At 57.2% G+C, this 15,814-nt stretch carries 12 protein-coding genes, 1 pseudogene and 1 riboswitch; of the genes and pseudogenes, 9 read left to right on the top strand and 4 right to left on the bottom strand.

Going from position 1 to position 15,814, the window contains the following annotated elements; translation table 11 throughout:
* Nucleotides 1-199: 199 nt before the first annotated feature.
* Complete coding sequence (locus QP027_RS07670; protein WP_284823789.1) at nucleotides 200-1,654, bottom strand: leucyl aminopeptidase; 1,455 nt, start codon at nucleotides 1,652-1,654, stop codon at nucleotides 200-202.
* A gap of 75 nt (nucleotides 1,655-1,729) precedes the next feature.
* Here QP027_RS07670 and QP027_RS07665 point away from each other — a divergent pair, with 75 nt between their 5' ends.
* Entirely contained in the window at nucleotides 1,730-2,836 is a 1,107-nt protein-coding gene (locus QP027_RS07665; protein ID WP_284823788.1) for a branched-chain amino acid aminotransferase, read from the top strand.
* Nucleotides 2,837-2,896: 60 nt separating this feature from the next.
* Here the strand turns inward: QP027_RS07665 and QP027_RS07660 are convergent, their stop codons facing one another.
* On the bottom strand, nucleotides 2,897-3,907 hold the full coding sequence (locus tag QP027_RS07660; protein WP_284823787.1) for a nicotinate-nucleotide--dimethylbenzimidazole phosphoribosyltransferase: 1,011 nt from the start codon (nucleotides 3,905-3,907) through the stop codon (nucleotides 2,897-2,899).
* Nucleotides 3,908-3,970: 63 nt separating this feature from the next.
* The gene (locus QP027_RS07655; protein ID WP_284823786.1) at nucleotides 3,971-4,696 is read right to left on the bottom strand and encodes a DUF3043 domain-containing protein; all 726 of its coding nucleotides are present in this window, start codon (nucleotides 4,694-4,696) and stop codon (nucleotides 3,971-3,973) included.
* Between the two features lie 195 nt (nucleotides 4,697-4,891).
* On the opposite strand from QP027_RS07655, the gene QP027_RS07650 reads away from it, so the two are divergent.
* The gene (locus QP027_RS07650) at nucleotides 4,892-5,236 is read left to right on the top strand and encodes a HesB/IscA family protein (RefSeq protein WP_284823785.1); all 345 of its coding nucleotides are present in this window, start codon (nucleotides 4,892-4,894) and stop codon (nucleotides 5,234-5,236) included.
* A 61-nt stretch (nucleotides 5,237-5,297) separates the two neighbouring features.
* Here QP027_RS07650 and asnB read toward each other — a convergent pair.
* Nucleotides 5,298-7,219 (bottom strand): annotated as a pseudogene (gene asnB, locus QP027_RS07645) (asparagine synthase (glutamine-hydrolyzing)).
* 425 nt (nucleotides 7,220-7,644) lie between these two features.
* Between asnB and ctaC the strand changes: the two are divergent.
* The 7 genes from ctaC to QP027_RS07610 all read left to right on the top strand — a co-directional run bounded on the left by ctaC (nucleotide 7,645) and on the right by QP027_RS07610 (nucleotide 15,580).
* Nucleotides 7,645-8,742, top strand: a complete 1,098-nt coding sequence (gene ctaC, locus QP027_RS07640) for an aa3-type cytochrome oxidase subunit II (RefSeq protein WP_284823783.1) — start codon at nucleotides 7,645-7,647, stop codon at nucleotides 8,740-8,742.
* Nucleotides 8,743-8,762: 20 nt separating this feature from the next.
* Nucleotides 8,763-9,194: an aa3-type cytochrome oxidase subunit IV gene (gene ctaF / locus QP027_RS07635; protein ID WP_284823781.1), complete on the top strand. Its 432-nt coding sequence runs from the start codon at nucleotides 8,763-8,765 to the stop codon at nucleotides 9,192-9,194.
* A gap of 533 nt (nucleotides 9,195-9,727) precedes the next feature.
* Nucleotides 9,728-10,348 (top strand): aa3-type cytochrome oxidase subunit III, encoded by a 621-nt coding sequence (gene ctaE, locus QP027_RS07630; protein WP_284823780.1) that lies wholly within the window; start codon nucleotides 9,728-9,730, stop codon nucleotides 10,346-10,348.
* A 48-nt stretch (nucleotides 10,349-10,396) separates the two neighbouring features.
* Nucleotides 10,397-11,245 carry a cytochrome bc1 complex diheme cytochrome c subunit gene (gene qcrC / locus QP027_RS07625; RefSeq protein ID WP_284826984.1) on the top strand — a complete coding sequence of 283 codons (849 nt, stop codon included), beginning with the start codon at nucleotides 10,397-10,399 and terminating at the stop codon, nucleotides 11,243-11,245.
* On the top strand, nucleotides 11,242-12,462 hold the full coding sequence (gene qcrA, locus QP027_RS07620; protein WP_284823778.1) for a cytochrome bc1 complex Rieske iron-sulfur subunit: 1,221 nt from the start codon (nucleotides 11,242-11,244) through the stop codon (nucleotides 12,460-12,462). The genes qcrC and qcrA overlap by 4 nt, the downstream gene beginning before the upstream one ends.
* Nucleotides 12,463-14,085 (top strand): cytochrome bc1 complex cytochrome b subunit, encoded by a 1,623-nt coding sequence (gene qcrB / locus QP027_RS07615; protein WP_284823776.1) that lies wholly within the window; start codon nucleotides 12,463-12,465, stop codon nucleotides 14,083-14,085. It abuts the gene before it with no gap.
* 504 nt (nucleotides 14,086-14,589) lie between these two features.
* Nucleotides 14,590-14,787: riboswitch (cyclic di-AMP (ydaO/yuaA leader) on the top strand.
* Nucleotides 14,788-14,797: 10 nt separating this feature from the next.
* Nucleotides 14,798-15,580 carry a C40 family peptidase gene (locus QP027_RS07610; protein ID WP_284823774.1) on the top strand — a complete coding sequence of 261 codons (783 nt, stop codon included), beginning with the start codon at nucleotides 14,798-14,800 and terminating at the stop codon, nucleotides 15,578-15,580.
* Nucleotides 15,581-15,814: the final 234 nt, after the last annotated feature.

Here is a 15,814-nt window from a genome sequence, read left to right as displayed (position 1 = left end):
ACCGCGCACAATCATGACCGTTTGTCGCCCACCAGCCCCGGCTCGGAGCCCTCAAACGGCAGCCATTGTCCGCCGAGGCTTACCGACGACCCCACCGCGCACAATCATGACCGTTTGTCGCCCTCCAGCCCCGGCCCGGAGCCCACAAACGGCAGCCATTGTTCGCCGAGGCCTCAAAACTGAGCAATAACGGATCCGATTAGCCTGCGAAGTCGCGCAGGACCTCGACAATGGTACGTACGCCGAAACCGGTACCGCGCTTCGGGGTGTAGCCGAAGGCTGCGGAAGTGTTGTAGGTAGGCCCGGCGATGTCGATGTGGGCCCACTCGATGTCCTCGCCCACAAAGGCCTCGATGTAGCGGCCGGCAACGAGCATGCCGGCATTGCGTGAGTTGTGGGAGTTGCGCACGTCGGCGACAGGGGACTTCAGATCCTCGGCGGTTTCCTCTGGAAGCGGCATGGCCCAGGCAGGCTCACCGGCATCGCGGGCGAGCTCGGCGACGCGATCGCGCAGCTCGTTAGTGCCCATGACACCAGCGGTGCGCGCACCCAGTGCCACCAATTGTGCGCCAGTCAGGGTTGATGCCTCGATCAGATAGTCGGGCTGCTCTTCGGAGGCGCGGGCGAGGGCGTCGGCAAGCACAACGCGACCTTCGGCATCGGTGTTGATGATCTCGGACGTCTTTCCGCCGTAGTGCGTGATTACGTCGCCGGGGTGGGTTGCGGTACCGGACGGCATGTTTTCTGCCATGGACAACCAAGTGTCGATGCGTACGGGAATGTCTAGGCGCGCCGCGGCGAGGGTGGCACCGAGCATCATGGCGGATCCACCCATGTCAGAGATCATGTTTTCCATGTTGCTTGGCGGCTTCAAGGAGATGCCGCCGGTATCAAAAGTAATGCCCTTGCCCACTAGTGCAACCTTCTTGGATGCCTTGCGTGGCGACCAGGAAACGTGCACCAAACGTGGCGGGCGAGCGGATCCCTTACCCACAGCGATCAGTCCGCCGTAGCCGTCCTTCTCCAAGGCTTTCTCATCGAGTACCTCTACCTTGAGCCCGGTGCCCTTGACAGCTCCTTGCACGAATTCGGCGTAGACCTCTGGGTACAGCATGTTTGCTGGGGTGTTTACCAAGTCGCGGGCGAGGTTGACGGATTCGGCGACGATTTCGGAGGCGACGAAGAACTCCTTGTCTTCCTTCTCGCCAACCACAGTGATCGCAGGCTGCGCAGAATCTTCCGAAGATGAGGTCTTGAAGCCTGGGTAGGAGTATCCGCCGAGCAGCAGGCCTTCGACAATAGCGCCTGCGCCAAATTCGCACGAGATTGCAGCGGTCTCAACACCTCGAAGCGAACGTGCGAGGACGCCGACTGCGCGGCGCACGTCGTCGTCGGAAAGTTCTTCTGCGTCGCCGAGACCGAAAGCGATGACGAGTTGGTCGTCGATAAGCACGCGCGTGATTTCTCCGTGTTTACCGGTGGCGCCGACTGCCTCGAGCGCCTCAAAAAGGCCAGCGGGCACCAGTGAAGTCACCGGGACTTCGAGGGTATCGCCCTGGGTCACGGGCACGAGCAGGGCGTCGGATTGCTTGGGCGCCTTGGTGGAGAATGAAACGGTGGGCACGAGTCCGGTCACGGGCAGGGTAAAGCTCATCTGGCAATTCCTTTCGATAGATGTATCTCCGAGCATATCGACAAGCACAAACGGGGCGCGAGTATGTTGTAGATCATGACGTCTCTTGAATTTCAGGTCGATTTGACCAATACACCTACAAGCGACCAGGAGCGCGATGCGATCCTGGCTGATCCGAAGTTTGGCAAGAACTTCACCGATCACATGATCACCATTGAGTGGACCAAGGAAAAGGGCTGGCACGACGCGCGTCTGCGCCCTTACGAAGCCATGCCGATGGACCCTGCGACCACCGTGTTCCACTACGGTCAGGCGATTTTCGAAGGACTCAAGGCATACCGCCAGCCAGATGGCTCTATCGCGACTTTCCGCCCGGAGCAAAACGCGCGCCGTCTGCAGGACTCCGCGCGACGTATGGCGATGCCAGAGCTTCCCGAGGCTGACTTCATCGAGGCGCTGCGGTTACTTGTCGACGCCGACCAGGCCTGGGTCCCAGCCGCCGGTAGCGAAGCAGCGTTGTACCTGCGTCCGTTCATGATCTCCACTGAGGTCTCACTCGGGGTTTCACCTGCAGATTCCTACCGCTTCTGCGTGATCGCGTCGCCTTCAGGCGCGTATTTCAAGGGTGGCCTGAAACCCGTCAGCGTGTGGTTGTCTGAAGATTACGTCCGCGCAGCTCCTGGTGGCACCGGTGCTGCGAAGTTTGCCGGTAACTACGCGGCCTCACTGCTCGCTCAGGCGCAGGCGGAGGAAAAGGGCTGCGACCAGGTTGTGTGGTTGGATGCGATCGAGCACAAGTACATCGAGGAAATGGGCGGCATGAACCTCATGTTCGTCTATGGCGAGGGAGCGGACGCGAAGATCGTCACCCCGGCGCTGTCCGGCTCGTTGCTGCCAGGCATTACCCGTGATTCTCTGCTGCAGGTGGCGCGCGATCTGGGCTACGAGACCGAGGAACGCCGTATCTCCACCGAAGAGTGGGAAGCAGACGCCACGTCCGGCGCCATGACCGAGGCGATGGCCTGTGGCACCGCTGCCGTGATTACGCCGGTTGGTCGCGTGCTGAGCAACCACGGCGAGTTCCAGGTAAACAACAACGAATCTGGCGACATCACCATGGCGATGCGAGAACGCCTCACCGGCGTTCAGCGAGGCGAGGTAAAAGACACCCACGGTTGGGTGCACACGCTTGTACAGGCTTAACCCAAGCACTCAAGAGACAAAAGAAAACTCCGCGGCCACCCTCACCGCGGAGTTTTTGCTTTACGACGACTCGCCGGCCGCTTCCATTTCGTCTGCGATGAGCTGGGCAGCAGTGTTGATCAGCGGCAGCGCGGCGACAGCGCCCGTGCCCTGGCCGGTGTACATGTCCAGCGCCAAGAGGGGAGTGAGGTCGAGTGCCTGGAGGCTGACCAAGTGGCACGGTTCTGGGGTGAGCTGGCCGGCGATGAGCCATTCCTTTGTTCCGGGGGCCAGGCGCTCGGCGGCATAGGCGGCTACTGCCGGAAAAGCACCATCGATAATGACAGGGGTGCGCCGGACGGCTGCTTGGGCGATCATGCTGGTCAAGACAACAAAGCACGGTGAAGAGATCTTGGTCAGTACTTGGTAAACGTCGTCGCGCACGTCGCGGACGCGGAACATGGCATCGCGGACGACCGCGACTTTGGTCTTCCACGCCTCGTCGTCAATGCCCGAACCGCGACCCACGGCGACGACGGGCTCGGTGCGAGTTAATGCGCCGAAAACTGCGGCGGCAACGGTGGTGTTTCCTACTCCTAGGTCCGCAGGGATGATGATGTCAGCGCCCCCGTCGACCTCGGCATCGATCAATCCTTTGCCGATCAGGATCGCCCTCTGCAACTGCTCCGGTGTCATGGCGTCTTCAACGTCGATGGCTCCACACGAACGGGAGACGCGCTCGCCGCCCCAGGCTTCGTGGTCGAGGGAGACGTCGATAAGCCGAACCGTGCTGCCTGCCATGCGCGCCCAGGTCTGGATTGGCCCGCCCCCTGCGAGGATCTCTTCTGCCTGCGTTACGGAATCGGTGGGAGAGAAGACTGAAACCCCGCGCGTGGCGATGCCGTGATCGCCTGCGACAACGAGCGTTCGGGCCTGAGAGAAGGGCCGGGGAGCCTCATTGCCTTGGCATGCGGCGATCCATGCTGCCGTGTCGATCAAGCGACCGAACGAACGACCGCGGGGAGTGCCCATGACGGTGGTAGTAACACGTGATCGTAGCGCCTGATCAGGGACGGAGATAGTATCGAACACCGTGGGTCACTCTCCAGAGCATGAAAGAAAAAGGGTCAGAGTCAAGCATAACCCTAGGCGGTTTTAGACAGTGTCGCCGATTTCAACCTGTGGCTTCGGGGTGCGCCACTTGCGCGGCTGGGTAGCGCGATTGTAGGCGTACATGCCTAAGCCAAATCCGGCTTCGGTGGTGTTTGGGAACTTCTTGCGTACAGCCTTGTTTGCGCCGCGGCCAATGAAGATGCCCTCAGCGATCATTCCCGCAATCAGGAACAGGGTCAGGAAAGAGACGATGTTTGCCACTACTGGGTACCACTGGCCAAGCACCATGATGACCAACAGAACTAGTGCCATTGGCATGACCCAGTTGGTCACGTGGCGCTTGGAATCTACCCAGTCGCGTACGTAACGACGAACCTCGCCGCGGTCTCGGTCCATCAGGTAGCGCTCGTCGCCGGCATCCATGCGTGCCTGAACCTGGCGATTGCGCTCGCGGTTCTCTTCACGGTTCTTGCGCTTGTATTCTTTCCATTCCTCTTTGGACATGGACTTTTTCAGTTCCTTGTGGCGCTGCGCAGCCTCTGCGCTGGACAACGCGTCTGGGTCGCGGACGACTCCGCGCGCGATCTCTTGCTCGCGACGCTTCGGAGTTGGCTTGCCCTTTGGGGGCGTGTAGCCCTTGGGAAGCTTCTGCTGCTCTGGGGAATCAGCGGAATCAGCGGAAGCAGCGGATACGGCCGTCGAGCCCGAAGCAGCGTTGGTTGCGTCCTGCTCAGGCGCATCTTCAGATTTCTGCCAAGGAAGTTTCACGTCTTATAGGCTACAAGCATCTTGTGGCAAAACGGGAATAAGGGTCGAGGGTGGGTTGTTGCACCAAGCAGATGTCCCCAAAGATGACAGCCACAGTAATTCGTCTACCATGGTTGAAAGATTCGGAGGAGTCACTTTTCCGAAACAGGGAACATGCCCTAATTTTGAACTTTTCGCTAGGTTTAAGGAGACCTCATGACCGCACCAACCTCCTCTACCGGTGTGATCCTCACCGATGCCGCTGCTTCAAAGGCGAAGGCACTTTTGGACCAAGAGGGTCGCGATGACCTGTCTCTGCGCATCGCTGTTCAGCCAGGCGGCTGCGCTGGCCTGCGCTACCAGCTCTACTTTGATGACCGTGAGCTTGACGGCGACAAGGAAGACGTCGTTGGCGGCGTTCGCTTGGTCGTCGACAAGATGAGTGTGCCGTACCTGACCGGTGCCACCATCGATTTCTCCGACACCATCGAGGCACAGGGTTTCACCATTGATAACCCGAACGCGGGTGGCTCCTGCGCTTGCGGAGATTCCTTCAACTAATCCCCGAAAGATTAATGGCCTGCGCTGGACTTGATTGTCCGGCGCAGGCCATTTCACGTGACTAGAGCTTTACAGGGTAATCCTTCTCTTCGATCTGCGGATCGATTCGCTTTTCGACGAAGATACCGTGCCACACCATGAACGCAAGGACGGTCCAAATGCGACGGGAGTGATCAGTTACTCCGTCACGGTGTTCCTTGAGCATCTCCATGACTTCGGCCTTGGCAAAGATGTGGTCGGTTTCGGACTCGTTAATGGTGTCCTGGGCCCAGCCGAACAATTCGTCGCCTGCAAGCCAGTGACGCATCGGTACTGGGAATCCGAGCTTCTTGCGGTGCAAGACGTGCGGCGGAACGATTTGCTCCATCGCCTTGCGCAGCGCGTACTTGGTCGTGCCATTGGCGATCTTCAGATCGTGCGGAATCGATTGAGCAACCTCGAAGACTTCCTTGTCCAAGAACGGAACGCGAAGCTCAAGAGAGTTTGCCATGTTGATCTTGTCGGCCTTGACCAAGATATCGCCGCGCATCCAGGTAAACAGGTCCAAGTGCTGCATGCGTGCGACCGGATCCATGTCCTTGGATACTTCATATATAGGTGCGGTGACTTCGCGGTGATCCCACTCTGGCTTTGCCCACGGCAAAACGCGCTGAAGTTGCTCCCAGTTGAAAGAGCGCGCATTGCCGTAGTAGCGAGATTCCATCGGCTGGGTGCCACGCTCCAAGAGCGACTTGCCCTTCATTCCGTCGGGGAGAACCTGACCCAACTTGTTCAGGCCCTTCAACAGGGGAGTAGGCATCTTCTCAAAGGAGCCAGGGAAAGCGGTTCCTTGTAGATGGTGTAGCCGCCAAACAGTTCGTCGGCACCCTCGCCCGACAGCACGACCTTGACGTGCTTGCGTGCTTCCTGTGCGACGAAGTAGAGCGGCACCAGCGAAGGGTCGGCCACGGGGTCGTCGAGGTACCACATGATTTTCGGAATAGCATTGGCGTATTCCTCGGGGCTGACAATCTTCACGATGTGTTCGGCACCGATGGCTTCAGCAGACTCAGCTGCGACGTCGACCTCGGAGTAACCTTCGCGCTCGAAACCGGTGGTGAACGTCAAAAGGTCTGGGTTGTGGCGCTTCGCCAGAGCTGCGATCGCAGTGGAATCAATGCCACCCGACAAGAATGAACCAACTGTGACATCTGCGCGCATGTGCTTTTCAACTGAATCTTCAAGCACCCGTGCAATGCGATCGAACAGCGCTTGCTCGCCGCCCTTCGGCACAGGCGTGACTTCAAAGTTCGGCTTGAAATAGCGCTTGGCAACGACCTCTCCACCAGGCTTCAGCGTAACCGTGCAGCCGGACTCTACGCGACGAATGTTTTCGTGAAGAGATTCCGGTTCAGGTACATACTGCAGATCGACGTAATGCTCGATAGCTCGCTGGTCAAGGTCTAAGCCGAGACCGATGGCTTCTGCCATTGCGAGGATCGACTTCTTCTCGGATGCAAATACAGTGCCTGCGTCGGTGGTCGCGTAGTACAAAGGCTTAATGCCGAACTGGTCACGCGCCACAAACATGGTGTTGGTCTCGGTATCCCAGATGACGAATGCGAACATGCCACGAAGATGCTCGACGACATCTTCGCCCCAGTGGTGGTAGCCGACGACGATCGTCTCTGAATCGCCCGAGGTGTGGAACTCGTGGCCCGCTGCTTGGAGCTGAGCACGCAATTCGATGAAGTTGTAGATCTCGCCATTGAAGGTCAGCGCGTAGCGCTCGGGATTGCCCTCTGGGCCCCAACGAAGCGGCTGGTGCGAGTGCTCGAGGTCGATGATGGCGAGGCGGTTGAAGCCGAGGACTACGTCGTCGTCGTTCCAGGTACCGGCTGCGTCCGGACCACGGTGACGCATGCAGGGGAGACCGTCCTCAACAGCTGAGACGAAGTCCGCTGCATTGCCGCTGCTGGTCAACATTCCAAGAAGGCCACACATGAGTAAAAATCGCTCCTAATTAATAAGGCGTACGGAAGAGAAAGTTCTTCAGGCGAGTGTACGCGGTGAGATGCTCTCACCTTAGAGCTCGGTGCCCTTTTCTGACCAACCGGAAAGAGCCACGCTGCCGGTTATGTTTGATCCATCTTTAGCTGGTACCCAATTGGGGTGCAACTTTTGGTGGAAGTTTGAAGAGGTGTCTGTGGCGTGGGTCACCAGGGTGGGTTTGGGGTTGCGCTTTACATGCTGGGTGAATGCGACAAATCAATGGCTATGCAGGTGATGGGCATGATTCTATGGTCGGCAAATACCTGCTTGGTGTTCCATACGAATTAAAACGGGGTACCGAATGAACTATCCTGAGGGGGTAGTAATGCTCGGGCCGTGCCCGAGGAATTTTTGTGTGGACAGGAAGGCAGACACACGTGGAACAGCGAAACAACCGTGGCATTGCGCGCAAAGTCGGCGTCGCAGGTGCCATCGCCCTCGGAGGCTTTGCACTCGCCGGCTGTGAGACGGCACCGCCTGAGGCAGTGTCCAGTTTCTTGGACATGGGCTGGCCGGACCCAATCACCCCTGAGGGCCAGGGCATGTACAACTTCTGGATCTGGATCTGGATTGTTGCATGGACTATCGGCATCATCATGTGGGCCATCTTCTTGGTCTCCATCTTCCGCTGGAATGGCAAGGCGAAGGAAAAGCGTGGCGAAGGTGAATTCCCGAACCAGCTGCAGTACAACATCCCATTGGAATTGGTTCTGACCATCGTCCCAATTCTGATCGTCATGGGCATCTTCTTCGGAACTGTCCAGACCCAACAGAAAGTCATCGCTAACGACAAGAACCCTGAGGTTGTCGTTGATGTCACCGCTTTCCAGTGGAACTGGAAGTTCGGCTACGCAAACGTCAACGGTGAGCTGGCTCCTGGTGGCGCAGATTATGTTGGTGTTGATGAAGAGCGTCAGGCAATTGCCGACGCGACCAAACTCGACGACCCGGAGCAGGTTAAGAACCCGAACCCAATTCACGGTTCTTCCAAGGGTGACCAGTCCTACTTGAACTTCAACCAGATCGAAACCATCGGTACTTCCGAGGAGGTACCAGTCCTGGTCCTTCCAGTGGACACTCCGATCGAGTTCCGTCTAGCGTCCGGAGACGTATCCCACTCTTTCTGGGTTCCTGAGTTCTTGTTCAAGCGCGATGCTTACGCTCACCCAGAGACCAACCAGCAGCAGCGCAGCTTCCAGGTTGAGTCCATCGATGAAGAGGGCGCGTTCGTTGGCCGCTGTGCTGAGATGTGCGGTACCTACCATGCAATGATGAACTTCGAGCTGCGTGTTGTTCCGCGCGAGGACTTCACTGCCTACATGGAATACCGCGATGCCAACCCAGAGGCTTCCAATGCAGAGGCACTCAAGGAAATCGGCCAGGCTCCATACGCAACTTCCACCCACCCGTTTGTCACTGACCGCACCGGCTCCCGTGAAGATGGCGCTGGCGTGGACAACAACCAGAACGCTTAAGAAGGGTATCGGTACTTAAAATGGGACCTACAGCAAAACTATTTTACGGCCTGGGTGCATTCTTGGGCGTGATGGCGGTTCTCTACGCATTGGCAACCAACTGGATTGCCGATGACGCTTGGATCTTCGGCTACGAATGGGCGGGCGGTGTGGCCATCATCCTGGCTACCGCGATGTCCTTCATGCTTGGCGGCTACCTGCACTTCACCGAGCGTCGCATGGACGTTGTCCCAGAGGACTGGGAAGAGGCAGAAATCGAAGATGGCGCAGGTGTCCTGGGCTTCTTCGCACCTAACTCCATTTGGCCATTCGCTATGGCCGGCTCCGTTATGTTCCTAGGCCTGGGAATTGCGTTCTGGCAGCTGTGGCTCGTAGCGTTCGGCGCTTTGGCGCTGATCGGCACCACCGCGATGCTAAACCTCCAGTACGGCATTCCGAAGGAAAAGCACTAATAGGAATCAGAGTCTAAGCCTTCATAGACTCCCCACAGCCCGGCCCCGTTTACCACGGGGCCGGGCTGATTTGTTTGTTCGACTTCTGGCAAAAGGGGCCCCGAATGTGGCTTTCTACCAGCTCGCGGGGGTAGGCAAAGGCGCTGGGGTGTGGCGACAGGCCGGTCAGCATTGACAACGGTGCAGAAGCTCGAAACGAAGGGGTCAACCGAAAGTATGTGTCCTGCAGGTTTAGGGTCGATCCAAATGTGATGTCGCTCTCATTGCGGAACTTTCTTGGGTTTGTCGTCGGTGAAATTGACCGCGGGGGCACCTGTGGTGGGGTTGGATTATGGCCGTCCAGGTTCGAAGGGAATGGGTTGACCAGCATTGATGCCTAGTCGGATTCCGGAGGAATAAAGTTCCCGCCAAAGTCGAGATTTTTCGCTGCAACTTTTGTAGGGGGTAAAAGTGCAGGTGGGGGAGTAGTTGGGAGAAAGTTCTCGGGGGTATACGAGGTGACTTTCAGCCATTGAACAGTCATACTGTTATGCGTGACGAGCGCAATTTCTAACCAAAATCCAGCTGCGCAGCAACCGCGTGTACCCGTGCTGAACCGACCAAACATGGTCAGCGTGGGCACAATCGTGTTCCTGGCGCAGGAGTTGATGTTCTTTGCTGGACTGTTCGCGATGTACTTCACTTCGCGTGCGAACGGTATGGCGGCAGGAGACTGGGATACCCAGACAGCACACCTCAACGTGCTGTACGGCACGATCATTACGATCATCCTGATTTCCTCCTCTGTAACTTCACAGTTCGGTGTCTTCGCTGCAGAGAGGGGTGACGTTTACGGACTGAGGAAGTGGTTCACCATCACTGTCCTCCTGGGTGTTGTGTTCCTGGGCATGGTCGCTTTCGAGTGGTACGAAATGATCCACGCTGGCGTAACTGTTCAGTCGAGCGTTTACGGTTCGGTGTTCTACATCATTACCGGCTTCCACATGGCTCACGTAACCGCAGGTATCATCGCATTCCTTGTGATTCTTGCGCGTGTAGCTAAGTCGAAGTTCACGCCCGCGCAGGCAACCGCCGCAATGGTGGTGTCCTACTACTGGCACTTCGTCGACATTATTTGGGTCGGCGTCTTCATCACCTTGTACATCGTCCAGTAATGACCTTTGGTCTTTTCACTTCAACACATAGTCGCAAAAGGGAAAATGATGGATAAGAACCCTAAGAACGTGCGTAGCCGCCGCAAGGTGCGCCGCACAGTTGCCGGCGCGGCAGCCCTGACCGTGGGTCTGACTGGCGCAGGCATCCTGGCAACGGCTCTCACCCCAGATGCTCAGGTCGCCACCGCTCAGCGTGATGAGCAGGCAATGATTCAGGAAGGCAAGGACATCTACGATGTCGCTTGTATTACTTGCCACGGCGCCAACCTGCAAGGCGTCGAAGGCCGTGGACCGTCTCTGATCGGCACCGGCGAAGGCGCGGTGTACTTCCAGGTGCACTCTGGCCGTATGCCAATGATGTCTAACGACGCACAGGCTGAGCGTAAGCAGCCTCGCTACACCGAGTCCCAGTCGCTCGCTCTGGCTGCCTACGTTGCAGCTAACGGCGGCGGCCCAGAGCTCGTCTACAACGAAGACGGCACTCTGGCGATGGACGAACTTCGTGGCAAGAACTACAACGGACAGATCCAGAAGGAAGACGTCGCCCGGGGTGGCGAGCTCTTCCGCACCAACTGTGCGTCCTGCCACAACTTCACCGGCCGCGGTGGAGCTTTGTCTTCCGGTAAGTACGCGCCTGTCCTTGACCCTGCAAACGAGCAGGAGATTTACCAGGCAATGCTGACCGGCCCTCAGAATATGCCGAAGTTCTCCGATCGTCAGCTCACCGCTGATGAGAAGAAGGACATCATCGCGTTTATTAAGTCCTCCAAGGAGACCCCGAGCCCTTCCGGCTACGCTCTCGGCGGACTTGGCCCAGTTTCTGAAGGTCTCGCAATGTGGATGATCGGCATCACGCTGATCGGTGCTGCTGCTATGTGGATTGGATCGCGCTCATGAGCAATGAAGTGAAGAAGGATTACACCAAGGCCGAGCTTGAGGCTATGAGCAACGGCGAACTCGCCGCTCTGGGCACCGAGCTTGACGACGTTACGATCGCGTACCGCAAGGAACGCTTTCCAATTGCCAATGATCCAGCCGAAAAGCGTGCTGAGAACAACGTCAACATCTGGCTAGCAGTCTCGGTTCTATCCGGAATTGCTTTCCTCGCGGTTTACCTGTTCTGGCCATGGGAGCCAAAGTTCCACGGAGACGAGGGCCTAGGCATCTTCTCCATGTACACCCCACTCCTTGGTCTCACCTCTGGTCTGGCACTTGTTGCACTGGGCGTCGCAATCGTTCAGTACGTAAAGAAGTTCATCCCAGAAGAGGTCGCTGTTCAGCGCCGCCACGACGGTCCTTCCAGCGAGCTGGATCGCCGCACCACTACCGCTCTGCTTAACGACGCTTGGGAGACCTCGACACTTGGTCGTCGTAAAGTAACCAAGGGTCTGCTTGGCGGTGCGGGTCTTCTCGCGGGTCTGGCGATTATCGCCCCTATGGGTGGCATGATCAAGAACCCATGGCGCGCATACGAGATGAACTACAACGGCGACGGCACCCTGTGGACCTCCGGTTGGACACTGCACGACAAGGGTGTAAAGCTTTACCTCGCACGTGATACAGGCGCGATCGCTGAAAAGCACGAGACTGCGACCGGCACTCACTTCACCACCGAAGGCGTTTCCCGTCTAGTTCGCGTTCGTCCAGAAGACATCGCGGCTGGCGGTATGGAAACTGTCTACCCACTGGCTGAAGAGGACGTTAACGACGGCGCGAATTACGACGCCGAGCGCGACGTGTACGAGAACCACATGCACTCGATCCACGGTCCTCGTAACTCGGTCATGCTGATCCGTCTTCGCTCGCAGGATGCTGCGAAGGTTGTCGAGCGTGACGGCCAGGAAGACTTCCACTACGGCGACTACTACGCGTACTCCAAGATTTGTACCCACATTGGTTGCCCAACCTCGCTGTACGAAGCACAAACTAACCGCATTCTTTGCCCATGCCACCAGTCGCAGTTCGATGCGCTGCAGTACGGCAAGCCAGTCTTCGGTCCGGCTGCCCGTGCTCTTCCTCAGCTGCCACTTGCAGTGGACGAAGAAGGTTACCTCATCGCCAAGAGCAACTTCATTGAGCCTGTTGGCCCTGCATTCTGGGAGCGTAAGTCTTAAATGAGCACCAAACTAGAAAACGCCGCGAAACAGGTCGATTCGCGCTACACAATTGCGGGATTCCTGCGACCACAGCTAAACAAGGTCTTCCCAACCCACTGGTCCTTCATGCTCGGTGAGGTAGCTCTCTACAGCTTCATCATCCTGCTTCTGACCGGTATCTACCTGGCACTGTTTTTCGACCCTTCGATTACGAAGGTCATTTACGACGGTGCGTACTTGCCACTGAACGGCGTTGAGATGTCTCGCGCCTATGCAACCGCGCTCGATATCTCCTTCGAGGTTCGTGGTGGTCTGTTTGTACGTCAGATGCACCACTGGGCTGCGCTGATGTTCATGATGTCCATGTTCGCGCACATGATGCGTATCTTCTTCACCGGTGCGTTCCGTCGCCCACGTGAAGCGAACTGGATCATCGGCTCCACACTGCTCATGCTGGGCATGGTCGAGGGCTTCATGGGTTACTCCCTTCCGGATGACCTGCTCTCCGGTGTGGGTCTGCGCATTATGTCCGCGATTATCCTGACCATCCCAATCCTGGGTACCTGGATGCACTGGGCGATCTTCGGCGGCGACTTCCCATCCGATCTCATGCTCGACCGCTTCTACATTCTCCACGTCTTGGTACTCCCAGGCTTGATCCTGGCGCTGATCGCAGCTCACCTGCTGTTGGTCTGGTACCAGAAGCACACCCAGTTCCCAGGGCCGGGTCGCGCTGAGAACAATGTTGTCGGCGTCCGCATTATGCCGGTCTTCGCAACCAAGGCAATCGGCATGGGCGCGCTGGTCTTCGGCGTTCTCGCGCTGATGGCTGGCCTGACCACTATTAACGGTATTTGGAACATCGGTCCGTACAACCCTTCGCAGGTCTCCGCTGGATCCCAGCCGGATATCTACATGCTGTGGACTGACGGTGCTGCTCGTGTCATGCCGGCATGGGAGCTTTACTTGGGCAACTACACCATCCCCGGTGCGTTCTGGGTAGCCTTGATGGCTGGAATCATGGTTGTGTTGCTGTTCGCATACCCTTGGATTGAGAAGCGCATCACCGGTGACGATGCACACCACAACCTGTTGCAGCGTCCACGCGACGTCCCAGTACGTACCGGACTCGGCGTCATGGGCATTGTCTTCTTCCTGTTGCTGACCCTGTCCGGCGGTAACGACTTGTTCGCTTACCACTTCCAGATCTCGCTTAACGCGATGACTTGGGTAGGCCGTATCGGTCTGATCATTCTGCCTCCGATCGCATACTTCATCACCTACCGTCTGTGCGTTGGACTCCAGCGTTCTGACCGTGAGGTACTGGAACACGGTATTGAGACCGGCATCATCAAGAAGCTGCCTAACGGTGCATTCGTTGAGATTCACCAGCCGCTTGGTCCTGTGGACGAGCACGGTCATGCAATCCCACTGGAGTACACCGGTGGTCGCGTTCCGAAGCAGATGAACCAGCTTGGTTACGCTGACTCTGACACTTCTGGCACCTTCAAGGCCGACGATCCAGAGATCATGGCACGTCGCGCTAAGATCCGCCACGAGAACCATCTTGAGGAGGCCGCAGCGTTGCAGGCCATCACGGATGCGAACCGCAAGGAAGACGAACAAAAGGGTCTGGAATAGGCCCCTCGTCTTAGAGATAGCGCTCACTAGAAGTCCCCCTTTTTCCGCCCGAGAGGCGGGGGAGGGGGCTTCTTCTATTGGTGCATCATTCAGCGGGCAAGATCGGTGAAAAACAGCTTCACGGGACTAGCCAAGGTTGATAACGAAATGATCAAAAGTATGCCCCGTAGTGCGAGTTCAATCTTGTTGATAAAGATACAAACGGGTCTCTTGCGGCTAGTATGTGGTGAAGGTCACAATCGTTTTAAATGAACGTATTTGGGGCGAACGCTCAACTTTGAAGTGTCGGAAATTTACCTTAATGTGCGCTTAACCTGCTGTTCAGGCAGGGTGGATTTCTTCTATACTCTTAGGGTTCAATTACATTACCGTCTTGGAAATGGTGTTCATTTGGTGCAAGGTCAAAAATAACGGGATGATAACGGGCGTGCCATTGGACAAAGTTCGTTGCAATTTCGTAACCTGTTCGAGACATTGCGGCCAACCGGTACGCAACGATCGAATAAACATATAAAGCCGAATCTTTACTTGGTGGTCAGCGAACGACCACGGGGCGAAGAGCCGGGGAACCAAAAGTGTTTCCCTGGGGTGAATTCCTCGCAAGGGTGGACGGACACGAGAGTGACTGTCCATGGAGCGGGGGAGGGTGCATTCCGAAACCTAACCCGTCAGCTAACTCGGTAGGCGTTATAGGAAGATATGGAGAACTTTCGTGGCTAACCACCGTCGCCAGAACTTGAACATTGCCGGCAAGGTCGCAGCTGTATCTGTAGCTGCAGTCGGCGCAACTTTGCTCGTACCTACCACCGCAACCGCGGCGGAGGTCACCATCCCGGGAACCGGCATGAGCTCCGAGGTTCCTGGAATCGAGAACATCCCTGGCGTTGCAAACATCCCAGGAATTGAACAGTGGGTCCCATCGCTCGCTGGCCAGGCGCAGCAGGGCAACGCTGCAGCGGCCATCGCTCAGGTTCGTCAGATTCCTGGCGTTACTGCTATCCCTGGTTTCAACCAGTGGCTAAACACCGTCGAGGCGCAGGTAGCGCCAGCAACTTACGATGCACAAGTTGAGGCTCCTGCACCTGCTCCAGCTGCAGCGCCAGCACCTGTTGCCGCAGCTCCTGCTCCAGCGGCAGCTCCTGCTCCATCCTCTACCGGTCAGCAGATCGTGAACATTGCCCGCTCCAAGATGGGTGCACCATACGTTTATGGCGCGGCTGGTCCTAACGCGTTTGACTGCTCCGGCTTCACCTCTTGGGTTTACGCTCAGGCAGGCAAGACCATCCCACGCACTTCTGGCGCACAGGCAGCGCAGGGTCAGCGCGTGTCTCTTGATCAGCTTCAGCCCGGCGACATCATCGTCTACTACTCTGGCGCATCCCACGTTGGTATCTACACCGGTAACGGCACCATGATTGACGCACTGAACTCCGGTTCCCCAGTGGCAGAACGTCCTCTGCACTACATGCCGATTCACTCGGCTGTTCGCTTCTAGGTCATTGACCGACTCTCCGCCTTAACGATCTCTCAGGATTTGTGGCTGGAGTGACTCCTGATCTCCCTTGCGTGCGAGCCCGAGAAGGGCGCCACAAGGGAGATTTCGAGTTTTCTATAGAAGTATTGGTTGACGTGCATAAAGGGATCTGTGGCTCTTTGCAAATTCTTCGTTGTATCCCTTTGCGCTTCGGCAATAAATCGCTATAGTATGGATAGTTGTTAGGTTCATTAC

Source organism: Corynebacterium breve, assembly GCF_030252165.1.
Taxonomy (GTDB): domain Bacteria; phylum Actinomycetota; class Actinomycetes; order Mycobacteriales; family Mycobacteriaceae; genus Corynebacterium; species Corynebacterium breve.
Note: the sequence above shows the minus strand (reverse complement) of the source record. Positions and strands in the feature narration are given on the sequence as shown.